Raw genomic sequence first — 24,411 nt, 5'->3', positions numbered from 1 at the left:
TAACTAAAATTTAAGTGACCGAAAAGCTTCATTTCAATTATAGCCCACTTTAATAAGATTTAATAACATCTTTGGCTAATTGTAACGCATTTGTAAGACCAGCCGGATTCTTACCACCAGCTTGCGCCATATCTGGACGACCACCGCCGCCACCTTGAATTTCCTTAGATATCTTCTTAATTAAATCTCCAGCTTTGACACCTTTAGCTTGAGCATCTTTGTTAACAGCTACAACTAGACTAGCTTTGTCATCGCCACTAGCACCAAGAACTAGGATATCTGACTTATTGTCATTCTTCCAGTCATCGGCAAGTTGTCTAAGTGCTGACATATCAGCAGGAACAATGTTTGAGATAACTTTGAAGCCATTAATATCTTCAACATTGTCAAAAATTTCAGCTGACTTTTGACTTGTTAATTGTGCTTTCAAGTTTTGGTTGTCACGCTTGAGGGCTTTAATTTCATCGGCCATTTGTGCAGCACGACTTGGTACGTCTTTTAATTGGTTAACTTTAATATTTTTAGCAGTTTCTTGTAATGCTTGTAATTGTTCGTTGAAGTATTCGAAAGCTTCCTCACCGGTAACAGCTTCAATTCTTCTTGTACCTGAACCAATAGCTGATTCAGAAGTAATCTTGAACAAGCCTAGTTCTGAAGTATTTCTGGCGTGAGTACCACCACAAAATTCAGTTGAGAAATCATCAATTTCAACAACACGAACGAAGTCGCCATACTTTTCACTAAATAGAGCAATGGCACCCTTCTTTTGTTTAGCTTCTTCAATAGGCAATACTTCTGTCTTAACTGGAATGGCAGCCCAGATTTTTTCGTTAACGATTTTTTCAAGGTCAGCAATTTGTTGATCTGTTAAAGCAGTGTTGCTGTTGAAATCGAAACGTAAGTAATCTGGTTCAACTAATGATCCCGCTTGGTGAGTTCTAGCACTGACAACATCACGTAAAGCTTGATCCAACAAGTGAGTAGCAGTGTGATTATGACGAACTTTTTCACGGAAGTCTACATCAATTTCTAGCTTGTATTGTGTATCAGTAGAGATAGCTGACATAACGTTAACTAAGTGAATGTTTTGACCATTTGGAGCATGTTGAACGTCAATAACTTCGGCAACTTGGTTACCTTTCATGTCGTAAATGTTACCAACATCGGCAACTTGACCACCCATTTCAGCATAGAAAGGAGTTGTATCAAAAATCAATTGTGCTTGACCTTCAGCAACTGTCTTAACTTCTTTATCATCAACGACGATATTTTTCAAAGTACTTTCAGTTTCGTTGTGATCGTAACCAATAAATTCACTAGGTGTCTTGATTTCCATCAAAGTTTCATCTTGCATACCCATTGATTGTAAGTTTCCACGAGCATCACGAGCACGTTGTTTTTGTTCTTCCATGTTTTGCTTGAAACCAGCTTCATCAACTGTCAAACCTTCGTCGTTAGCATATTCACGAGTAAGTTCCATTGGGAAACCATAAGTATCGTAAAGTTTGAAGGCATTGGCACCGTCAATGACAGTTTCACCCTTCTTACGAAGATCAGCAATAACACCGTTTAATAATGCTAAACCAGCATCAAGTGTTTCTGAAAAGCGTTTTTCTTCTTGCTTAATTGTTTGAGCAATAAAGTCTTGTTGTTGGCCAACTTCTGGATAGTAACTTTCCATGATACGACCAACGATTGGAACCAATCTGTATAGGAATGGTCCGTTAACGCCTAACTTCTTACCATTTAGAACTGCACGTCTGATCAAACGTCTGATAACATAGCCACGACCTTCGTTTGAAGGCAAAGCACCATCACCAATAGCGAAAGATACTGAACGAGCATGGTCAGCAATAATCTTAAATGAAACGTCATCTTCAGCGCTTTCACCATATTTCTTATCACAAAGTGAACCAACATCTTCAATCAAAGGCATGAATAAGTCAGTTTCAAAGTTAGTCTTTGTACCTTGAACAACAGAAACAAGACGTTCGAGACCTAAGCCTGTATCAATGTTCTTATGTGGTTGTTCAACGTATTGACCATTTGGCAAGTGATTCAATTCTGAGAACACGATGTTCCATACTTCAAGGTAACGTTCGTTTTCGCCACCAGGATAGTTTTCAGGGTCATCTTCTGACAAGTTGTTGAATGATTGACCACGGTCGTAGAAAATTTCTGAGTCAGGACCACAAGGACCTTCACCGATATCCCAGAAGTTATCTTCATCTTTTAAGATGTGATCTTGAGCAATTCCTGCTTTAGCCCAAAGTTTTTGAGTTTCAGTGTCTTTAGGATAAGTTGTGATGTACAAACGATCTTTATCCATATCGATCCATTCAGGACTTGTTAGAAATTCAAAAGCCCAAGGAATAACCTCTTCCTTGAAATAATCCCCAACTGAGAAGTTACCCATCATTTCAAAGAAAGTTTGGTGACGCGCTGTTTTACCAACGTTTTCGATATCGTTAGTTCTGATACATTTTTGAGCACTAGTGATTCTAGGATTGTTAGGTACCACTGTACCGTCAAAATATTTCTTCATGGTAGCAACACCAGAGTTGATCCAAAGTAAAGTTGGATCATCATGAGGAACAAGTGATGCACTAGGTTCAATCATGTGACCTTTTGTTTGGAAAAAGTCTAAAAACATCTTTCTTATTTCAGCACTTGATAAATTTTTCATTTTATCTCCCTAAAAAAAACGAAAAATCGCTGCAACTCCAAGGACGCCACTGCGCGGTACCACCTTGTTTGCAACGATTATCGTTAGCCTCTCAACATTTATTATATACAATTTAATTTGGCAGCATCTGTACACCAAATACTTAGGCATTCTCACCGACTAGCCTTCTCTTGAAATATTTGGCACAAGATATATCCAAGGAAAATATTAACCATCAGGACAAAAATTGTCAATGTTAAAGTTATTTTCCGTCTCCGGGGATGAGAACATTCACCTACTATGCGGACCGATTCGAGCCAAAGTACGGTCTCGAATCTCGGTTTGAAGCCTTACCAAAGACCGGTAAGTCTTCAAACTCGCCCGGTGGTGTAAGAGCTAAAGCTCTAACGCCACACCCACAGCGGGTAAATATTTCTCATCCCTTCCGTTTTGTTGTCATCTGAATTGAATTGTATTTTAAAATGTTTCGGTTACTTACAGGTAAATCAAAAGATTAAAAAAAAGAAAACAATTTTTCCTAAATAGAAAAATCATCTTCCTCATTTTTGTATTAATAACTAAAGATTAAAACAAAAAATTCCGATACAGCCATCCCAACAAAAAAATAAATTAGTTGGAAGAGCTGAGAGTATTCATCCGCAGCGAAAGTGGCGTTATTGCTTCAGCAATTACACCACCGGACGTGTTGGAGACTTTTCGATTTTTGAAAAGGCTTCAACCGAGGTTCGAGACCGCTTTTCGGCTCGAACCGTGCCGCGCAGCAGATGAATACTCTCAGCTCTGGAAACGGCAAAAACAAAAACTACTTGTGGCTATTCTTTCTAGCTTCACGTTCTTGTCTCTTATTCTGTCTATTTTGAATCTTTCTTTGTTGACGATGTTCTTCGTTGATCGCCTTTTTAATCTTATTCTTGTAACCAGGTTTTCTCTTGGTCTTTTGCTTCTTAACAAAACCAACTAACTTGGTATCGAGTTTTTCTTGGGTAGCACGACGGTGTACTCGACGATCTCGTTCTACGATGTCGACGATTTCGCCATTCTTAATATCCTTGTTTTCAAACTTGATTCCCATGTGTTCAATGTCATCAATTTTGTTTTCTTCGCCTGGTTCATAAATCGTAATGGCTGTACCGGACATTTTGTTACGTCCTGTTCTACCAACACGGTGAATGAAGAAGTCTAAGTCGTCAGGAATTTCAGCGTTGATAACATGTGAAACTCCGTTGATATCGATACCACGAGCAGCTAAATCTGTTGCTACAACGAATTGGTATTCCATATTTTCAACTTGTTTCATAGCACGTTTTCTTTCACGGGGTGTTAAGCCACCATGAATACGGGCTACTTTAAGTCCTTGGCTACGAAGATAGTTATAAATATCATCGACTGTCTTCTTAGTGTTAGCGAAAATCAAAACTAGGTATGGTTCACCTAATGTAATCAATTGGTAAATCAATTGTTTCTTGTCACGACCATGACTAGACATTAACCAATTGCTTACGTTTCTAGGAATAATTGTACCGTTCTTGATTTCTACTCGTTGAGGACCATGCATGTACTTCTTCAAGTATGGTTCTAGTTTTTGTGGAATTGTAGCTGAGAAAACCATCATTTCACGGTTATCTGGCAATTTACTTGTAATATGTTCAACATCATCTAAGAAGCCCATGTCCAAAGTCATGTCAGCTTCATCGACAACGAAACGTTCTACATTTTCAATGTGCAAATCATTTTCACGGATTAAATCCCAGAGTCTTCCGGGAGTACCAATAGCAATTTGTGGTTGGTGAGCTTCAAGCTTTCTCTTTTGACGTTCACGGTCAGAACCACCAACGAAGATAAAGGCATTGTACTCTTCTGGGTAATTCTTCAAAATTGCTTGTGTGTCTTCATAGATTTGATAAGCTAACTCACGACTTGGAGTAGCAATTAACAGTTGAACTTCTTGTTTGTCAGTCAAAGCATTCATTGATGGCAACAAGAAAGCATGTGTCTTACCGGAACCTGTTTCTGATTGGACGATAATATCTTTTTTCTTATTAACTAAAGAAATTACGGCCTCTTGAACCTCGGTTGGTTCCTCAAAATGTATTTCTTTCAACGACTTATTGATTGCGTCATTAAAATTGTATTGCGAAAATTTAGTCATCTATTCACCCTTCTGGTTATATTCAGTAACTATCTCTTTAAGCTCTTCAAACATCTGTTCCACTTCGGCAGCGTTTTGGGCAGTGGCACCACTTGCTAGTGGGTGACCTCCACCATCATGTTTTTTAGCTAGTTCATTAATGATTGGACCTTGAGAACGCAAGTGCATTCTGAAAGTACCATCATCTTTTTGAACAGCTTCCATCCATGAGCAAACTTCCTTCAAACGGCCTGGTGTCGAAACAACAGAATTGGCTTGTTCTTGATTGATACCCAATTTCTTCATTAAGTCGAGATCAATCAATGCATAGGCTGCACCTGAGGCATCAATTTGTAAATTATCAAACAGAATACCTTGAAGTTTAGCTTGTTGCAATGTAATTTCATTCATCTTGTTGTTGATGGCAGCAGTATCTACACCCAAAGCGATACATTGGCCACCGACTTCCATCGTATGTTGTGTTGTTGATGGATATAGAAATCTACCTGTATCACCGACAATTCCGGCATACAAATAATAGGCAACTTCCTTGGTCAATTGTAGTTCATCACAGCTTGCAATCAAATCGGCAATGATTTCTGAACTAGAACTAGCCTTAGTGTTAACAAAAAGTTGATCTCCATAAGCATCATCATTTGGATGGTGATCGATCTTAATTAAGAAATCCCCATCATCAAAACGTTGATCGTCAATTCTTGGTTGATTAGCAGTATCAGTGACAATGACCAGTGCTCCTTGGTAATCAGCATCAGTTACAGTTTCAGCAGTTGATAACCATTTGAGACCTTCAGTGTCGTTACCACCAATTAAAATTTTCTTCTCTGGAAATGCTTGACGAAGAGTCGTTGCTAAACCAGCTTGTGACCCCAATGCATCAGGATCTGGATTTTGATGACGTAGAATGATAATTCTATCATATTTTTTGATTGTTGCAATTATTTCGGCAAAGCTATTCATTAATATTGTCCCCCTTGTAAGACAAGTTTAAAGAAACCTCTTCATACGATAATGGATCTAAATTAGTAATCGTGATCCCCAATAAACGAATCTTTTGATCTGTCACCTTTAATTTATCATAAATATCCCTAGCAACACGATAAATATCCGTTTTTGTTTGGACATAATCTTGAAAACTCATCCGTTTCGTAATGGTTTCAAACTCCGAATTACGCAATTTCAGGACAACAGTTTTACCATGTTGACGTTGTTTCTTTAAATCTTTACTGACTAATTCTGCTAAAAAATGCAGTTCTTTGTCAATTTGTTCATCTGTAACTAAATTACGAGTATAAGTCCGTTCCCGACCAATTGATTTACGCAAACGGTGCCCTTCAATCGGTGAATCATCAATGCCGTGAACTCGCTTATAAATTATATAACCCATCTTGCCAAACTTCTGCAAAAATTCATCTTGGTCAATGTTCTGCAAATCCCCACCAGTGTAAACGTCCATGTCGTGAAGTTTTTGTTGCATTGCCTTACCAATACCATTGAATTTTTCAATTGGAATCGGCTTGAGAAATTCTTTTGCATACTTACCTAAGATAATCGTGCGACCGAATGGTTTGCGATAATCGGATGCCATTTTAGCCAAAAATTTATTATAAGAAATCCCGACAGAACACGTTAAACCAGTCTCTTTAACAATTCTTTGTTGAATGTAATTAGCTAGTTTAATGGTATTCACTTCACCCAATTTGTTATGTGTGACATCCAGATAGGCTTCATCCAAAGCAACTGTTTGATAATTGTCAGTCACATCGCCAAAGATATCGTGAATCTGATTGGAAACACTGCGATATAGTTCAAAATTTGGTGGCGTGATTACCAGTTTATCTTTGGGAATCAAGTCGACTGCTTGTTGAGCTGGCATAGCTGAATGAGCTCCATACTTACGGGCATTATAATTTGCGGTTGTTACAACTCCATGATGATTATGCTTGCGTGGATCTTGGGCAACAATCAAACACTTTTTCTTATACTCAGGATGTTCACGTTCTTCCACAGAAGCGAAAAAAGCATCCATGTCAACATGGATGACTTTTCGGTTTTCTTCAATTTTAATTGGAATCTTTAAAAAGATGAGACAACACCGCCTTTAGTCCCAAATCCATGAATTGCCGTCACGTTCCAAAAGCATTTCGGCTGCATCTGGGCCCATCGTACCACTGACATAGTTAGGAAAATCAGCTGTTTGGCTATCCCAACGTTGTCTAATAGCGTCGATATATTTCCAAGTACTTCTCAATTCATCCCAAAGAGTAAAGTGAATTCTGTTACCAGCAAGGATGTCGATAATCAAACTTTCATAAGCTTCACGAGCTTTATCAGTCTTATTTTCATCAGGTAGCTTGATAAAGTCTTGCTTAGAATCTGCATAATCAATCCCGTTAATCAAAACTCTTTGTCCATTAACTTTTTCAATCAACAAAGTAACAACCGTATTTGGTCTGATTCCTAATTCTTCAACTTTTTCATTGAAAACAATATCGATTCGTGAAGACTTAGCAGGCATTCTCTTACCAGAACGAACGTAGAATGGTACGCCACTCCAGCGGTTAGAATTAAATTGAATCTTACCAGCTGTGAAGGTTTCAATTTGTGAATCTTCTGCAACATTATCTTCTTGACGATATGCTTTGTTTTCAGCAAGTTCATCAGTGTCATATTGACCACGAACAAAGTCTTTGTCAACTTCTTCAGGTGTTAAAACTTTCAAACTATTGAACAATTCGGTTCTGTTCTTGTGAATAACTTTTGCTTCAGTTGCTTCTGGCTCGTCACTAGCAACGGCACCGATAATTTGCATGATGTGGTTTTGAACCATATCACGTAAAACACCAGCAGTTTCATAGTAACCACCACGGTCCTCAACACCGAGTGCTTCAGCCAAAGTAACTTGAATATTTGAAACGTATTTGCTATTTAAAGCTTCTTCAAATTTGTCATTGTGAGCTCGAATATTAGGAATAGCTTGAATCATTTCTTTACCCAAATAGTGATCGATACGATAAATATCGTCTTCTGGGAAGGCTTTAGAAATATTGCCATTCAATTCGCAAGCGGAATCGAGGTCACGGCCAAATGGCTTTTCAATAACCAAACGGTTGTAACCTTCAGCTTTCAAACCTTCAGAGTTGATGTGTTCAGCGACTGTTCCAAAGAATCTAGGTGCGATTGCCATGTAATAAACGCGGTTGTGACCAGCATCAAATTGATCATCTAGTTTGGCAGCTAAGTTTTTCAAAGCGATATAGTGTTCAGAATCATTAACATCATGTGATTGATAGAAGAAGTGTTGTGAAAATTCCTTCATAATTTCCTCATCATCATCAAATGATTCTTTCAAAGAAGTGACAACAGTTTCGCGGAAATAATCATCACTCCAAGGACGACGAGCCGTTCCAATTACGGCAAAGTGATCCTTTAAGAATCCTGATTTATACAAACGGAATAACGAAGGATAAAGCTTACGGTGAGCCAAGTCACCAGAACCCCCAAAAATAATAAAAATTGCTGCTCTCTCTTTAACCATTTTAAGCTCCTTTTGACAGTATCATGTACTTACATTTTACATCATGAATTATTAAACATCTGCATTATTGACTTATTATTTTTTACATTATTAATATTAGACCTTAGAGCATACTTTAAGGCAAACAATATTACTTGAGATGCCGTTTCCAGAGCTGAGCATATTCATTCTGCTGCGCGGTACGGTTCGAGCCACAGTTCGGTCTCGAACCTCGGTTGAAGCCTTTCCAAAATACGGAAAGTCTCCAACTCGCCCGGTGGTGTAAGAGCTGAAGCTCTAACGCCACTTTCGCTGCAGATGAATATGCTCAGCTCTTCCAACTAGTTTTTTTATTGACTTGATTATAGTTGATATTAAAAATCATCACTTCGGGATTCATCACATACACTAAAATATAATCGAAATAATTCAAATTAAAAAAATAAAAAGAAGATGATTTCCTTATTTGGGAATACCATCTTCTCTATTTGTCTGTGAACAATTTACTTCTTAGCAAAGAAACTTGTTAGATACTCAATTGCTTCTTCATCGGTCTTTAAGCCTTGCTTTTGCTTAATTTCTTTAAGCTTAGCTTGAGATTTCTTACTTAAATTTGAAACTTTTATCTGTTTTGAACTTTTCTGTTTATCAGTCATAAATTAATCTCCAAATTCTATCCAGTCAATCAGTTATAACATTTTCAAGTTCTAAAGCAAATAATTTGGATTATATCCACTGCCCGATTAGATCAAATAACTCAAATTTAATGGTTAACCTAGCCGGAGGGGACAGGGATGGGAGACCGCTGTGACGGTGTAGTTAGAGCTTTAGCTCTTACTACACGGACGAGTTTTGAGATTCGCGTACCTTGCGAAGCTCAAAATCGAGACTTGAGACCTTGGCTCAAGTCGGTCCCATAGCGGTGCTCCCAATCCCTGTCCCCCTTCGGCGGCATATTTCAAGGACAAAAAAAGATTGAACCTTCAATGGATTTCAATCTTTTTTATTTAAAACTATTTTGTTTCTTCTTTTGTGTCATCTTTAGCAGCATCGTCTGACTTTGGTGCTTCTTCAGTTTTAGCAGCTGCATCTTCTGCAGGAGCTTCTACTTCTTTAGCATCATCTTTTGCATCATTCTTTGCTTCTTTGGCATCAGCATTTTCTTCAGCTGCTGTCTTGTCATCCTTAACAGCATCAGTAGTTGCTTTATCAGCAGGACTTGAACGACGAATGAAGTTCAAATCAAATGTTAGATAAATTCCATCACAGTCAACTACGACTTCTTTGTTTTCACGGTCGATTGATGCGACTTTACCTTTAATACCACCAAGTGTAACAACTTTGTCACCCTTGTTCATTTCTTTAAGCATTTCTTGACGTTTTTGTTGTTGTTTCTTTTGTGGACGAATGGATAGGAAGTACATACCAACGAACATAATAACAACGAAAATCAAAAGTGTCATCGAGCCACCGGCACCTGCGGCACCTAATGTAAGCATATTCAAATTTTCCACCTCTTAATAATTTGCATAAGTATAGAGTAACAAAGATTTTAAATTGTTTCCATACTAGTAGGTTTTTCTTATCAAAATATTCTAAAATTTCTTAGCATTTTCCTGATTGAAACCATAATCTTCAAAAACATGTTCTCTAAATTCTAATAAATTATCATCCCTGATAGCTTGACGAACGCCTTTCATCAAGTTCAACAAGAAGTACAAATTATGGTAACTAGTCAAATGTGTTCCAAATAATTCGTTAGCGTTGATCAAATGACGAATATAAGCACGTGAATAATTGCGACAAACGTAACAGTCACAATCAGCATCGATTGGTCCAAAGTCACGAGCATACTTAGCATTTTTAACAACTAAACGACCGTGAGTTGTCATACATGTACCATTTCTGGCAATTCTAGTTGGCAATACACAGTCAAACATATCGATACCACGGATAACACCGTCAATCAAGGAGTCGGCTGTACCAACACCCATTAGATAACGTGGTTTGTTTTCAGGCAACATTGGCGTTGTGAAATCTAGGACACGATTCATTTCATCCTTTGATTCACCAACTGAAAGTCCCCCGATTGAATAACCAGGGAAATCCATGCTGACAAGATCTTGAGCACTTTGTTTACGTAAATCTTCAAAACCAGCACCTTGAACAATTCCAAAGAGTGCTTGCCAATCAGGATTACGGTGTGCTGCTAGTCCTCTTTCAGCCCAACGGCTAGTTCTAGCAACTGACTTCTTGATGTAATCGTAACTTTCGAAGAATGGTGGACATTCATCCAAACTCATCATGATGTCAGGTCCCAAATAGTTTTCAATCTTGATAGCTTTTTCAGGTGATAAGAACTCACGACGACCATTCAAATGATTCTTGAAATGCACGCCGGCTTCAGTAATATCGCGGTTATTGGCTAATGAGAAAACTTGAAAGCCACCAGAATCAGTCAAAATACCTTTGTTCCAATTCATGAACTTGTGTAATCCACCGGCCTCTTGGACGATATCCTCACCAGGACGTAACCAGAGATGATAAGTATTGGCTAAAACGATAGTCGCACCGATTTTCTCAAGATCCTCAGGTGCCATATTCTTAACTGATGCTTCCGTACCAACAGGCATGAAGATTGGTGTTTCGAAAGTTCCATGTGGAGTTTCCAACAAACCTAATCGTGCACCAGTATGTTTTTCTTTCTTTAATAATGTGTATTTAACAGCTGGTTCCATAAATTCCCTCTACTTAATGAACATTGCATCGCCAAAACTGAAGAAACGATACTTCTCTTCAACAGCGTGTTGGTATGCGTTCAAAATATTTTCTCGACCTGTAAATGCTGCTACAAGCATAACTAATGTTGATTTTGGCAAGTGGAAGTTAGTAATAAATTCATCAACAACTTTCCATTGGTAACCTGGTTTGATAAAGATATCAGTCCAACCAGAATCAGCTTTGATTTCACCGTTAAACTTCGTTCCAATTGTTTCCAAAGTTCTGATTGAAGTTGTTCCGGTTGCAACAATCTTGCCGCCATTTTTCTTAACTTCATTCAAAGTTTTAGCTGAATCCTCATCCAAACGATAAAATTCTGAATGCATTACATGCTTATCAACGTCAGTTTCAGTAACTGGTCTGAATGTTCCTAAACCAACGTGCAAAGTAACATAAACTAGCTTAACACCTTTATCCTCAACCTTTTGCAACAATTCTTTTGTCCAGTGCAAACCGGCAGTTGGAGCAGCAGCTGAACCATTCTCTTTAGCATAAACAGTTTGGTAACGGTCAGGATCATCAAGTTTTTCTTTGATGTATGGAGGCAAAGGCATTTCGCCTAATTTCTCCAAAATTTCCATAAAAATACCTTGATAATGGAATTCGATAATTTTACCACCGTGTTCCAAATCTTCGAGCACTTCAGCTTCAAGTTGACCATCTTCACCAAATTGAACCTTTGTACCGACTTTGGCACGTTTAGCGGGTTTCATCAAAACTTCCCACTTGTCGCCCTCAATATTATTCAATAATAAGACTTCTTCGTGACCATCAGTATCTTCTTTACTACCGTACAAACGAGCTGGAAGAACACGGGAATTGTTCATTACCAAAGCATCGCCTGGATTCAAATAATCCAAGATATCGTAAAAATGCTTGTCTTGATACTCTCCCGTTTCGTGGTCAAGAACTAAAAGTCTTGATTGGTCTCGATCCTTAATTGGTGTCTGAGCAATAAGCTCTTCTGGTAAATCGTAATCAAAATCTTCTGTTGATAGTGACATATTAAATTCTCCTTTGATAGCTGGTTTAACGGAATTCTTCAGATACGCCAAAACGAGTAAATCACTTTACTCGTTTTTTTCAGGGTATGGCATACCCAAGTGTTCATAACCTTTTCTTGTTACAACACGACCCTTAGCAGTTCTCTTTAAGAATCCCATTTGCATAAGATATGGTTCATAAACTTCTTCAATTGTTTCTTGTTCCTCACCGATATTAGCGGCAATAACTTTTAGACCAACTGGACCACCATTATAAAGTTCAATGATCATTTCCATAATTCGTCTATCGATATGATCCAACCCAGCATCATCAACTTGTAACTGGTTCAAAGCTGACTCAGCCATGTCGTAATCGATCGTATCTTTATTGGCAACTTGAGCAAAATCACGAACTCGTTTTAATAGTCGATTGGCAATTCTAGGTGTCCCACGAGACCTTCTAGCAATCTCATGTGCACCCTCTTCGTCGACGTTAATATTCAAGACATTAGCTGAACGGAAAACAATCTTAGACAATTCATCTATGGTATAGTACTCCATTCTTTCGACAATTCCAAACCGATCTCGCAAAGGCGCAGAAAGCTTACCAGCAGCAGTTGTGGCACCAATCAAAGTGTATGGCACTAGTTGGTGATGCAATGAACGAGATTCACTGCCTTGGCCAACAATAATGTCGATATAGAAATCTTCCATGGCTGAATATAAAACTTCTTCAACTGCTCGAGGCATACGGTGAATTTCATCAATAAATAAAACGTCACCAGGTTCCAACTCATCCAAAACAGCCACCAAATCACCAGACTTTTCAATCGAGGGACCAGTAGTTGTATGAATATTGACACCCATTTCGTTAGCAATAATCATTGCCAAAGTTGTCTTACCTAACCCAGGAGGGCCATATAGCAAGACATGGTCTAGGGTTTGTTGACGTTGTTTGGCTGCCTTGATGTAGACATCCAATTCCTTTTTGGCTTTTTCTTGGCCTAGGTATTGGTCAAAGCTTTGGGGACGTAGAGTTTGCTCTACAATGTCTTCGATATTATCAAGCGAGTCGGCATCAGTAAGCCGTTCGTCTTCATTTTCATTATGTTCGATTTTTTGACAACTCCCTTCTTAAAAAAATATACGCTGACGCCTACGGTCATCAATAATATAGTCTGCTGTGGGGACCGGTCCGAGCCAAAAAGCGGTCTCGAACCTCGATTTTGAACCTTGCACAGTTCGCAAGTTTCAAAACTCGCCCCGTGGTGTAATGGCTAAAGCCATAACGCCACCTCCACTGCATACTATATTATTGATGACCTCCGGCTAGATATCTGTTTGTTTTAATCCGTCGCTTAATTCAAATAATCTAATATGAGAATGGCGACTCTCTAATAAGTATAAATTTTGTTTATTTATATATTCTAAATCATTAATCAATATTAAAACGCCAACCACAAACCAACTAACACATACATTAGCTGGAGGTGGCAAGAAAAATCCATCAGCAGTGCAGGTGGCGTTAGGTCGTAAGACCTTACCCCACCGACGTATTTTGAGATTTGCGATTTGTGCAAAGCTCAAAATCGAGGCGCGAGACCTTGGCTCGCACCGGTCGCACAGCAGATGGAATTTTTCTTGCAACCGGAAGCGGTCCACTATTTTATCAGCTTCAATCCTGCACGTAGATATTCATCGGCACTCTTGAGGTTTTCTTTCTCTAATTGTGGCTTGATACGACTGATTTCTTTTGGTGAATAGCCAAGTGACTCTAAGGCTGCTAAGCCATCTTCCAATTCTTGATTGCCTGAACTGAATGTTGTTGGTTCCTCGCCTAATGTCATTTGACCTTCAGCTGTAAATTTACCTGATAGATCCAGGATAATTTGTTGAGCTGTTTTCTTACCAATTTTAGGAAACTTGGTTAAATATTTAACATCATCGTTTTCGATAGCATGAATCAAACCTTGTAAGTCTTGACCAGCTAATATGGCTAAGGCACTTTTTGGTCCGATTCCGGAAACGCTAATTAAATGTAGGAAGATATTTTTTTCGTTCAAATCATAAAATCCATACAAAGCTTGTTCATTATCACGGACTACTTGCTCGACATAAACTCTGGCTTCTTGATTTTCTTCATAACGATAAGGATTGGCAACTTGGACTTTATAGCCCACGCCTTGAACGTCCACCACGATATATGAAGGGGTAACTGCGGTTATTAAACCTTTTAAATATTCAAACATAATTTACTCACTCTCTCTGGTATCATGTGGATCTTGAATTCTCTTAAACATTTTTTCGAGATCCTTATTACTGAATTCTACCAAGACAGGACGTCCATGGGGACAGTTATATGGATTCTCAGCTTTGGTCAAATTGTGAAGCAACTGACTAGCTTCTTGGCTGGTGATATGATGATTAGCCTTGATAGCACGTTTACAGCTCATCATGATAGCATTTTTTTCACGAAACGCTGCCACACTGATTTTAGAATCATTTAAAACATAGTCAACCATTTCTTTAATTGTCGACTCTTCTTGGCCTTCAACAAACCACGTTGGATGCGTATTGACGACAAAACTATTCTGACCGAAGTCTTCCAAATATAAGCCAATACTTTCCAAAACTGGTTTCTTCTCTCGAATCAAGATACTCTCAGAATTTGGATATTCTAGAATAATTGGTACCAATAATTTCTGTTGGTCGTTGGAAACTTTGCCGATTTCTTGGCGGTAATATTCGTAATTCACACGCTCTTGCGCAGCATGTTGATCAATTAAATAAAAGCCGTCCTTACTTTCAGCTATCAAATAAGTTCCATGAATCTGACCAATGTAACGTAAATCTGGAAATTCTGACTCCTCAGTTGGCTGAGGTTCATTGGTCGGTGCTGGTTCATCTGGAGCAATCACATGAACTTTTTTAGCTGATTCTTGTAACATACGTTGGTCCCAAGATTGTAAATGCTCGGGATCTTCAAAAATTGGCATCCCAGTCATCGGTGTTTCAACTCGTTTAGAAATTGAATAGTCGACTGGCTGTGGAGTCTCTGTCGCTGTGTTTCCTAATGGTTCATTAATTTTATCAATTGACTTTATATCATCAAAACTAATTTGTTCTGGCTTATATGTATCAATCGTTTGGGTGGTATCTTTGCGACCCAGATTTTTCACAGCATCGGGAATCAAATTCTGATTGGACAGACGTTCTTTGATTCCTTGGCTGATTAAGTCACTGATGTGACCTTCGTTGGACAAACGCACTTCCTGTTTAGTTGGATGAACGTTGATGTCGACCAATCCCGGATCCATGGTAATATCAATGACCGCAATTGGATAACGTGCCACCATCAATTTAGAACCATAGCCACGGATAACCGCATTCGCTAACTGGAAGTTTCTAATGTAACGACCGTTTAGAATCAACGAAATATATGATCGATTTGAACGCGTTGTATCAGGTTTTGAAAAGTAACCTTTGATTTCATAATCAGGGTCAGAATTTTCAAAATCTAACATGTGACTAGCAATAGTTCGACCATAGATACCAGCGATTGTCTGTTGTAAATTGTTGTTGCCAGACGTCCAAACAAGGTCCTTGCCTTCATGGATCAAGCGGAAAGAAATCTCGGGATGTCCCATGGCTAAACGGTCAACGATATCGACAATTTTATTCAATTCGGTATGCAATGATTTCACATATTTCAAGCGAGCTGGTGTATTGAAGAACAAATCTTCAACCGTCTGAGTCGTGCCTTTTGAGCGGGCAAAAGTTTCTTTCTTGAGCAACTCATTTCCAGAAAACTTAGCTCGAACAGCGGACTTGCCATCCTGACTTGTTACAACAGTCAGCTTAGAAACAGAGGCAATACTGGCTAAAGCCTCACCACGGAATCCCAAAGTTCTAACATTGAACAAGTCATGATCGTTAGAAATTTTACTAGTCGTATGCGGTAAAAAGGCGACCTCAACATCGTCTGCTGAAATCCCCTTTCCATTATCATTAACTTCAATTGATTTTAAACCTGCTTGTTTGACCGTAATCAAAACTTGCGTGGCTTGTGCATCGATGGAATTTTCCACCAGCTCTTTCACGACTGATGCTGGGCGTTCAATAACTTCCCCAGCGGCAATCTGGTTACTTAGTTCTACTGGTAGTTCATGAATAATACCCACTTTTTCCACCTTCTTCATTTTCTTATTTATATATGCTGTTGCGCCTACGGTTTCGAGGAATAAAGCCTGCTGTGGGACCGGCTCGAGCCATAGTGCGGTCTCGAGCCTCGATTTTGAACTTCGAGAAAACCACTCGAATTTCAAAACTCGTCCTGTGGTGTAACGGCTAAAGACGTAACGCCACTGCCACTGCTGGCTTTATTCCTCGAAACCTCCGGCTATTTAACTTTTCTTTTCATCATCATTCTTTTTTATAACTTTGTTAACTTTTGAATGTTAATTCTACTTGAGTTTCTTTTGCCACTTGTATAAGAGGTTAATAGCTTCGATTGGTGTTATTCCCATTAAATCTTGATTGTCTAGTTCTTTAATAACCTGTGATTCTTTGGTGGATAACTTTTTGACTTTTTTCGTTGTTTCAGGGAAAAGTGATAATTGTGTTTCATCACTATCGGCTTCGTCTACTTCGGCAACTGGTTCGGCAACTACCGGCTCAGCTTCCTTAATTGGAGCTGCCACTGGTTCTTTGATGCTTTCTGAAGTTGTTGTGTGAACTGATGTTTCTTCCAAACTACTTAGAATCTTGCTGGCTCTTGTCAAAACATCGTTTGGTAATCCTGCCAATTTAGCAACGTGAATACCATATGATTTATCGGCTGGTCCTGGTAAAACTTTGTGCAAGAATACTAGGTCACCATTCTCTTCTGAGGCATCAACGTGGACATTTCTTAGCCCTGGTAACTGGCTTTCCAATTCGGTCAATTCGTGATAGTGAGTGGAGAATAATGTCATCGCATTCACATTTTTATCGATATACTCGATGATTGCTTGCGCCAATGCCATACCGTCATATGTTGCAGTACCACGGCCAATTTCGTCGAAGATAATTAAACTGTTGGCAGTCGCATTCTTCAATGCATCGTTTGCTTCACGCATCTCAACCATGAATGTTGAATCACCGGAAATCAAATCATCTGCCGCACCAATTCTTGTAAATATGTGATCAAAAATTGGTAACATAGCTGACTCTGCTGGAACGAAACAACCGATTTGAGCCATGATAACTGTCAACGCCATCTGTCTCATATATGTACTTTTACCAGACATATTGGGTCCAGTTATCAACAGAATGTCAGTTTTATCGTCAAAAGTAACATCGTTTGGAATGTAGCTGTTATTACTTAACACCTTTTCCACAACGGGATGACGTCCATTAGTAATTTTTAGTTCATGTTTATCCACAAATTCTGGAGCTACATAATGGTACTCTTCACTGACAACTGCAAAACTTTGTAAAACGTCCAAACGTGACAAAATGTTTGCCAATGCTTGAATGCGTCTGATTTGATCTTTAATTTTTGATCTGATTTGGTCAAATAAGTGGTATTCCAAACTCTTGGACTTTTCCTCAGCTTCCAGAATCAAGCTCTCTTTGTCTTTCAACTCGGGAGTGATATATCTCTCAGCATTGACCAATGTTTGTTTTCTTTGATAACGCTCTTCAGGAACTTTATCGATATTAGCACGACTGACTTCAATATAGTAACCAAAGACCTTGTTGTAACCAATCTTCAAGTTACTGATACCAGTCAATTCTTGTTCCTTAGCCTTCAAACTAGCTAACCATTGTTTACCATTCTTAGAAGCATCGAGGTATTTATCAAGTTGTTCGTTATAGCCTTCTTTAATCAAGCCACCACCAGTTACGGAAATTGGGGCTTCTTCAACCACTGCCTTATCGATTAAATTACGAATATCAGCAACTTCATCAATCTTTTCCACATAGGCTGTTAATTCATCGTCACCGATATCTAATAGGATAGATTTAATTTCTGGAACTTGTTCTAAAGACGTCTTCAATTGAATCAAATCACGTCCATTGACTGTCCCATAAGCCACACGACCTGCTAAACGTTCCAAATCATAAACTTTCGTCAAGTAATCTTGGAAAGATGATCTTTGGAAATAATTGTCCAAAAAGACTTGCACAAAATGTTGACGTTCTTTTAACTTGTCGACACTAATTAACGGACGAGCCAACCATTGTTTCAACAAACGGCTACCCATCGCAGTTTTAGTCTCATCCAAAAGCCATAAAAGTGTTCCTGACTTCTTATTAGTTCGAATATTTTTGAACAACTCCAAGTTTCTTTGTGCTGAGTGGTCCATCAACAAATAGGAAGAAGTTTCATATGATTCAGCTGGCTTCAAGTGGTCCAAAGAACGCATCTGCGTCTTGATTAAATAACTTATCAACAGCTTAACGGTATTAACTTCCGTGTCAGCTGTAATTTTAGAATAATCAAAGGTATAGTTATCCTCTAATTCATCCAATTTAGAGATTAAAATCCCAAATTTACGTAATTGATCGAGATACTTCTGTGGAAAACTTCCAGAAACAACAGTTTCTTTGGTATCCAAATTTTGTAACTCATTAGTTAAATCTAATTGATTTTCAACAGATGTAACTTTAACTTCACCAGTTGAAAGGTCCGCATATGCTAATCCGAAGACATTTTTGTGGGCAGTGATGGCTGTAATGTAGTTGTTATCCTTGGCCTGATCGGATTTATCCATAATCGTACCGGGTGTAACTACTCGAGTAACACCTCGCTTGACCATCTTACCTTGGGCGTCAGCGGGATTTTCCAACTGATCACAGACAGCAACTTTGTAACCTTTATCCACAAGTGTATCAATGTAACCTTCAATAGCATGATGAGGTACGCCACACATTGGAATACCTTCATCAGCTTTTTTATTACGGGATGTCAACGTTAGTTCCAGAATCTGTGAACCTTTAACGGCATCGTCGTAAAACATTTCATAAAAGTCACCAACACGATACAACAAAAAAGCATCTGGATATTGCTTTTTGTATTCCAGATATTGCTCCATCATTGGTGTTTCTTTAGTTTTTTGAGGCATGAATTCCCTCCGTTTAATTCAAAAATGATTGATTATTTGGTGTAATTACATAATTTTTGATGCTTCGAGCATTATTAGTTTGATCATTAATTTCGATAACAGCAAAACCAATTTGCATGCGACCATCTTCATCAACATCAAACTTATTAGGACGTTGAGTTAGAAAACGGTTGATGATTGGTTCTTTTTTGTCACCCAAGATACCATCGTAAGAACCGGTCATCCCAACATCAGTTAGGTAAGCAGTTTGCTTGTTGATAACCTGTGCATCGTTTGTTTGAACGTGAGTGTGAGTACCACAGACAGCAGAAACTCGTCCGACCATGTAATTAGCAAAAGCAATTTTCTCACTAGTTGTTTCGGCATGAAAATCGACGAATTTAATAGCATCTTTATCTAATGAAGCAACTAATTTATCAGCTGCAATAAAAGGATTGTCGAGTGGCTGCATCAAAGCAGTTCCCTGCATATTAATTACGTAAACTTCTTTAGTATTAACTTTAATTTTTAGAAAACCACGTCCGGGAACATTTTCCCCAGAGAAATTATAAGGGCGTAAAATATTCTTCTTTGGATCGTCGATAAAATCTAAGATTTCACGCTTATCCCAAGTATGATTTCCTCCTGTAACAACGTCAGCTCCGGCACGAGTGATTTTTTGATAATCAGGTTCTTTCGTACCCTTACCACCGGCCGCATTTTCACCATTAACGATGGTTAATTGTGGTTTGACCTTCTTTTTGATCTCTGGTAGATATGTTTCTATAGCTTTAATGCCGATACTACCAACGACATCGCCAACGAAGAGTATTTTCATTATATTTTATCCCCAATCTTTACCTATGATATTGTATCAATTTTGACGAGAATTAAAAAGACCAGACGAACGTCTGGTCGTATCTTTTAGAATAATTGCATAACTGCGATAACCACGATTGGTACCACTAAAGATGGCAATAAATTCAAAACTTTTATTTTTTTAATATTTAACAAGCCTAGTCCAGATGCCATGATTAAAATGCCTCCGACAATTGTCAGTTCAGTAATCATATTATTGTTGATTGAATTTTGCAACAACATGGCAATCAAGTAAATGCTGCCCTGCCAAGTGAAAACTGCGACTGCGGCCAAAGCCATTCCGATACCAAAAGTTGATGCCAAAACAATGGACGTGATTCCATCAAGCATCCCATTGGTAAATAGGAAAGTATAATCCTTGTTCAACGCTGCTTGAATTGGTCCCAAGATTGACAATGAACCGATACAGTATAGCAAAATACCAGTGGCTAAACCTTCAGCCAAATTGTTGCCACCGCCCTTTTTGGGTTTGGAAAATTTAGCAACTAAGTTATCGAAACGCTTTTCCAAATTAAACGCTTGTCCAATCAATCCCCCAACAGCCAAACTGACGATGAATAAAACTGGATAGTGACTTTTTGGCATATGTTGCACGACGGCGTTTAGTCCAATGGCAATCGCAGCCAATCCCAAAGCCTGTGTCAGGATCTCATTATACGCCGGCTTAATTCCTTTTTTGAAATAGCTACCGACGAAACTTCCCACTAAAATCATGCAGACGTTAAAAATTGTTCCTATCATAAGATCCCCCCTAAATGATGATGTTAACTTAAAATTATAAACTCTCTAGTGACTAGAGGGTCAATAATTTTTTCAATCTTTAATAGGAATCCGAATTTCCGTCACATATTTGGAATATTCGTTGGTAATACCATAATCAATCAGGGCTGTTTCAACTGCTGGACCAATAATCTGATAAGCATGCTTTTGACAATAGTTCAACAATTTTTGATACTGCTCAGTTGCATTATTGTGTGTCCCGTGAAATCTCAAGCGCAAATACTTGCCAGCAGCCAATGAACCCGTAGCGTCAGTATCATCCCCCGGTTCCAATATTAGTAACAGGCCACTATAATCAGAAAGATTTTGTTGCTGTAACTGTTCCATAGAAACTCTCAGTGCAATTTTTCCCAAAAAAATATTCTTATCCACCCCATACTTTTGTCGCAGGGTTACGATAGGAAACTCAATATCATCACTAGGACGATAATTTTCATCTAAATAAATTACGGGGATTTCTGGCAGATCAATTAGTTCAATCGTATCTAACTTGCTATGCGTAGCATCCTCAACTTGTCCAATTCGAGCATCAATTCGCTGTTCAACGTTCTGCAAAACTTTAATTTGTGCCTGAACTTGTGATTTTTGTTGCTTTAGCATTTCTTCCAATTTATCAATATCACGAGCTTCAAAGAAATCTTTAATCGATTCAACCGACAAGTCCAATGCTCGCAAATAGCCGATCACATTTAGCCGTTCGAATTCTTGTGTCGAATAGTAGCGATAATTCGTCTTAGCATTGACTTTAGCAGGTTTCAACAGACCCACTTCATCGTAATAACGCAACGTAGATATCTTGATATTAAACAGTTCAGCAAGCTGACCAATCGAAAAAAATTGATTCATATTTTTCTTCCTTTTTTTATTGAGTGTTTGATTCATTCTGTGAAAAAAATAACATTGAAATGTGAATCATTAAATTAATTATTATAGATTATAATAAATCTGAATGAATTTGGACAAATTAGACTAAATTTTATAACTATTAAATTTTTAATTGTATTTTCGGGGGAATAAAAATGAAAAGGAATAAATTAGTCACAAGATTATTATTTGTTTTATTTACGACTTTGATGATGGTTTTGACATTGAATAAAATGACTTTGACAGTTGATGCTATATCCGCTGCAGAATATACAGCTGCAGAAAAAATTTTTGAAAAGCACGATGGTATAACCAATTGGAAGCTTCAAAATAACTCACCATCCAATGAAATTGGTAAAATCCCTATTGGTGGAAACATATCACTCGGTTATACTTTTGGAGCAGCTCGTAACTCCAGTGGTAAGGTTATTTCTGGTGATAATACCATTACTAAAAAAAGCTCCACTCCAACAGTCAACGGTGCTCCGACAATTACTAATGGGAAAATTAATATATTTTTAGACTATGGTGGTCAATACTACGGAATCATTCATCAAGGTGCAAATTCATATATCGGATCTGGTGGTACCCCAGAAACAGCCTCAGATACTTCAATTGATTATGCTCTACTAACCGGTTCCGCAGTTTCCAATTACTATTCGGCAATGAATCTATACGCCAACTTAAATGTTATCGATTCTGGAGCTAATACTACTAAACAATTTTACATTGGATCAGATCCTAAAGGCAGACCTGTCTATAAATTACTAGGATATTACACCAAAACAAATGTTTTTTTTGAAATCGTCTTAAGGCCAGCATTAAATGGTGCACCCATTGTTCAACGTGAATTATATGTTTATAATGCTGATTCAAATACTAAACAATTTCAAACTTTTTATGGTGAAGATACTGGTTTGAGTCCCAAAAATGGCGATACTGCAGTTGATAATGTCCCTATGTTTGCGATTGGTGGAGGAGAAGGATTATATCTAATGAGCGGTACCGATTCTGACGGTAACAACTATGACCCCGCTTCAAAATTATTTGTTACTAATGTTGTTCCTGGCGGATTTAAAGATTTCATGGGAAGAATTCTCACCAATCCAAGTGATTGGGGAATCAAAGGTAAAGAAAAATATGGTAGTACCTCCGATATTACAAATCCTAAGCTTCCTTGGTCAACACAGCCTAATGACACTCAGAATGGTGATACAGCTGACAAAGCTGATACTAATCTTTTAATATCGAACGGAAATAAAGTTGTCAATAGTAGCAATATGCAAGACTCAGCTTATACACTCAGATGGCCAGCCACCAACTTGGCCTCTGGTCAAGTGCAAGAGTATTCTTCAACCATAGGGGCTACTGTCGCTGGGTATGCAGCTATCAATGTCAGCAAAACATACACCAACCAATCTTCCAGCAGTGGTAATCATGTTGGTGACACACTGAAATTCACGTTAAAAGTTAAAAATGAAGGTTATAAATCAACTTGGCTTTTAAGCCACGTTGTTGATAATATGCCGACAGGCTTAACCATTGATCCTAATTCTGTGATGGTAGGATCGAAATCAATGCCTTCTACTTGGGTGAACAACAACAGTCTCGACTGTAATCCATCTGGCACTATTCCTGATAGCGGTAGCAATTCAACGTATACGATTACCTTTAATGCGACAATAAATAATCAAGCACCTTACAACAATGGCGGAAATTTAACTAATACGGCTACATTCACCGGTCAAAGTGCTAATGTTGTTGATACACCTGCAGACTATTCTGATAGTGTTAAAATCCCAGTTATCACGCCTACTTTCAAATATCGTTTCACTAACCAAGTCAGAAATGACACGACTGATCCTAACGGTGCCTTCTCAAGCAAAACTACTGGTAAAAAAGATGATATCGTTGAATACAAAGTAAATTTCAACAGTACTGGAAATAGTAGTTTAAGTAGCGCAAACTTTGCAAATAATCTACCCGATGGCTTAGAACTAGTTCCTGGAAGCGTTACTTTAAACGGAGCTTCAAAAGACAGCTTAAACTTTTCAACTGGTTCACTATCTAATAATGTTAACAATATAATCTCATTCAAAGCTAAGATTACTGGGATAGCGGAATCAACTGCATCTGACAATGCCTATTTAAATAATGTCTCAACCAACACTGGTCAACAATACAGTAGTATTGAAAATGAAGCTCCTGCCGACGTAGACATTGAAGCTGCCCCCCTGACAACTTCATTCGTCGAAGTCCCAACAACAATCGACTTTGGTAGCGTCAATAGTGCTGGACTTGAACGTACCCTTCCAAACGTCAGCACAACTGGTAAATTAGTTATTACCCACTCTGCCGACACACCATTTCAAGTAAGTGTTAGCTATGATAACAACGGTGACCAACCCATCGCAAGTAATGGCACCAAGTTAATTCAAGATGGCGGCGAATCATTGCTATTCAATCAAGCCAAGAGCGATTCTGACGAAAACTGGCATCCCCTTACAACTGATCCAGTTCCGATTAATAGTGATGGATTCAGTGGTTCACATACCAACTATGATTTAACTGATTATATTGGTGCTAATAAGTGGAAATTACGTGTTCCTGCCGATAGCAAAGCTGGAGCTTATAGTGGTCAAGTAACTTGGTCAATTAATGACAGTATTTAATGATATTAAAAATGG

17 protein-coding genes are annotated in these 24,411 nt (G+C 38.3%); 1 reads left to right on the top strand and 16 read right to left on the bottom strand.

Going from position 1 to position 24,411, the window contains the following annotated elements; translation table 11 throughout:
- Positions 1 to 49: 49 nt before the first annotated feature.
- The 16 genes from alaS to AAA923_RS10590 form a co-directional block, all read right to left on the bottom strand.
- Complete coding sequence (gene alaS / locus AAA923_RS10665) at positions 50 to 2,686, bottom strand: alanine--tRNA ligase (RefSeq protein ID WP_338216990.1); 2,637 nt, start codon at positions 2,684 to 2,686, stop codon at positions 50 to 52.
- 802 nt (positions 2,687 to 3,488) lie between these two features.
- On the bottom strand, positions 3,489 to 4,835 hold the full coding sequence (locus tag AAA923_RS10660; RefSeq protein ID WP_338216988.1) for a DEAD/DEAH box helicase: 1,347 nt from the start codon (positions 4,833 to 4,835) through the stop codon (positions 3,489 to 3,491).
- Complete coding sequence (locus tag AAA923_RS10655) at positions 4,836 to 5,792, bottom strand: DHH family phosphoesterase (protein ID WP_338216986.1); 957 nt, start codon at positions 5,790 to 5,792, stop codon at positions 4,836 to 4,838.
- Positions 5,785 to 6,894, bottom strand: coding sequence for a DNA polymerase IV (dinB, locus tag AAA923_RS10650; protein ID WP_366150652.1), 1,110 nt, complete (start codon positions 6,892 to 6,894; stop codon positions 5,785 to 5,787). Before dinB ends, AAA923_RS10655 begins: the two co-directional genes overlap by 8 nt.
- Positions 6,895 to 6,933: 39 nt before the next feature.
- Complete coding sequence (gene zwf, locus AAA923_RS10645) at positions 6,934 to 8,370, bottom strand: glucose-6-phosphate dehydrogenase (protein ID WP_338216984.1); 1,437 nt, start codon at positions 8,368 to 8,370, stop codon at positions 6,934 to 6,936.
- Between the two features lie 482 nt (positions 8,371 to 8,852).
- The gene (locus AAA923_RS10640) at positions 8,853 to 9,005 is read right to left on the bottom strand and encodes a hypothetical protein (protein WP_338216982.1); all 153 of its coding nucleotides are present in this window, start codon (positions 9,003 to 9,005) and stop codon (positions 8,853 to 8,855) included.
- 357 nt (positions 9,006 to 9,362) lie between these two features.
- Positions 9,363 to 9,848: a preprotein translocase subunit YajC gene (gene yajC / locus AAA923_RS10635; protein WP_338217006.1), complete on the bottom strand. Its 486-nt coding sequence runs from the start codon at positions 9,846 to 9,848 to the stop codon at positions 9,363 to 9,365.
- A gap of 96 nt (positions 9,849 to 9,944) precedes the next feature.
- Positions 9,945 to 11,087 (bottom strand): tRNA guanosine(34) transglycosylase Tgt, encoded by a 1,143-nt coding sequence (gene tgt, locus AAA923_RS10630; RefSeq protein ID WP_041500062.1) that lies wholly within the window; start codon positions 11,085 to 11,087, stop codon positions 9,945 to 9,947.
- A gap of 9 nt (positions 11,088 to 11,096) precedes the next feature.
- Positions 11,097 to 12,134 carry a tRNA preQ1(34) S-adenosylmethionine ribosyltransferase-isomerase QueA gene (gene queA / locus AAA923_RS10625; protein WP_338216979.1) on the bottom strand — a complete coding sequence of 346 codons (1,038 nt, stop codon included), beginning with the start codon at positions 12,132 to 12,134 and terminating at the stop codon, positions 11,097 to 11,099.
- 66 nt (positions 12,135 to 12,200) lie between these two features.
- Positions 12,201 to 13,229 carry a Holliday junction branch migration DNA helicase RuvB gene (gene ruvB / locus AAA923_RS10620; protein ID WP_041500065.1) on the bottom strand — a complete coding sequence of 343 codons (1,029 nt, stop codon included), beginning with the start codon at positions 13,227 to 13,229 and terminating at the stop codon, positions 12,201 to 12,203.
- Between the two features lie 545 nt (positions 13,230 to 13,774).
- Entirely contained in the window at positions 13,775 to 14,362 is a 588-nt protein-coding gene (gene ruvA, locus AAA923_RS10615; protein ID WP_338216977.1) for a Holliday junction branch migration protein RuvA, read from the bottom strand.
- A gap of 3 nt (positions 14,363 to 14,365) precedes the next feature.
- Positions 14,366 to 16,294: a DNA mismatch repair endonuclease MutL gene (gene mutL / locus AAA923_RS10610; RefSeq protein WP_338216975.1), complete on the bottom strand. Its 1,929-nt coding sequence runs from the start codon at positions 16,292 to 16,294 to the stop codon at positions 14,366 to 14,368.
- A 282-nt stretch (positions 16,295 to 16,576) separates the two neighbouring features.
- Positions 16,577 to 19,222, bottom strand: a complete 2,646-nt coding sequence (gene mutS, locus AAA923_RS10605) for a DNA mismatch repair protein MutS (protein WP_338216973.1) — start codon at positions 19,220 to 19,222, stop codon at positions 16,577 to 16,579.
- A 13-nt stretch (positions 19,223 to 19,235) separates the two neighbouring features.
- On the bottom strand, positions 19,236 to 20,039 hold the full coding sequence (locus AAA923_RS10600) for a TIGR00282 family metallophosphoesterase (protein WP_041498750.1): 804 nt from the start codon (positions 20,037 to 20,039) through the stop codon (positions 19,236 to 19,238).
- Between the two features lie 86 nt (positions 20,040 to 20,125).
- Entirely contained in the window at positions 20,126 to 20,821 is a 696-nt protein-coding gene (locus tag AAA923_RS10595) for a DUF554 domain-containing protein (protein WP_338216970.1), read from the bottom strand.
- Positions 20,822 to 20,893: 72 nt separating this feature from the next.
- Positions 20,894 to 21,706 carry a MerR family transcriptional regulator gene (locus tag AAA923_RS10590; protein ID WP_338216968.1) on the bottom strand — a complete coding sequence of 271 codons (813 nt, stop codon included), beginning with the start codon at positions 21,704 to 21,706 and terminating at the stop codon, positions 20,894 to 20,896.
- Positions 21,707 to 21,879: 173 nt separating this feature from the next.
- Here AAA923_RS10590 and AAA923_RS10585 point away from each other — a divergent pair, with 173 nt between their 5' ends.
- Entirely contained in the window at positions 21,880 to 24,396 is a 2,517-nt protein-coding gene (locus AAA923_RS10585; protein WP_338216966.1) for an isopeptide-forming domain-containing fimbrial protein, read from the top strand.
- Positions 24,397 to 24,411: the final 15 nt, after the last annotated feature.

It is taken from the genome of Companilactobacillus muriivasis, from assembly GCF_036246245.1.
Taxonomy (GTDB): Bacteria; Bacillota; Bacilli; order Lactobacillales; family Lactobacillaceae; genus Companilactobacillus; species Companilactobacillus muriivasis.
The sequence above is the reverse complement of the archived record's forward strand: the minus strand, read 5'-3'. Positions and strand labels throughout refer to the sequence as shown.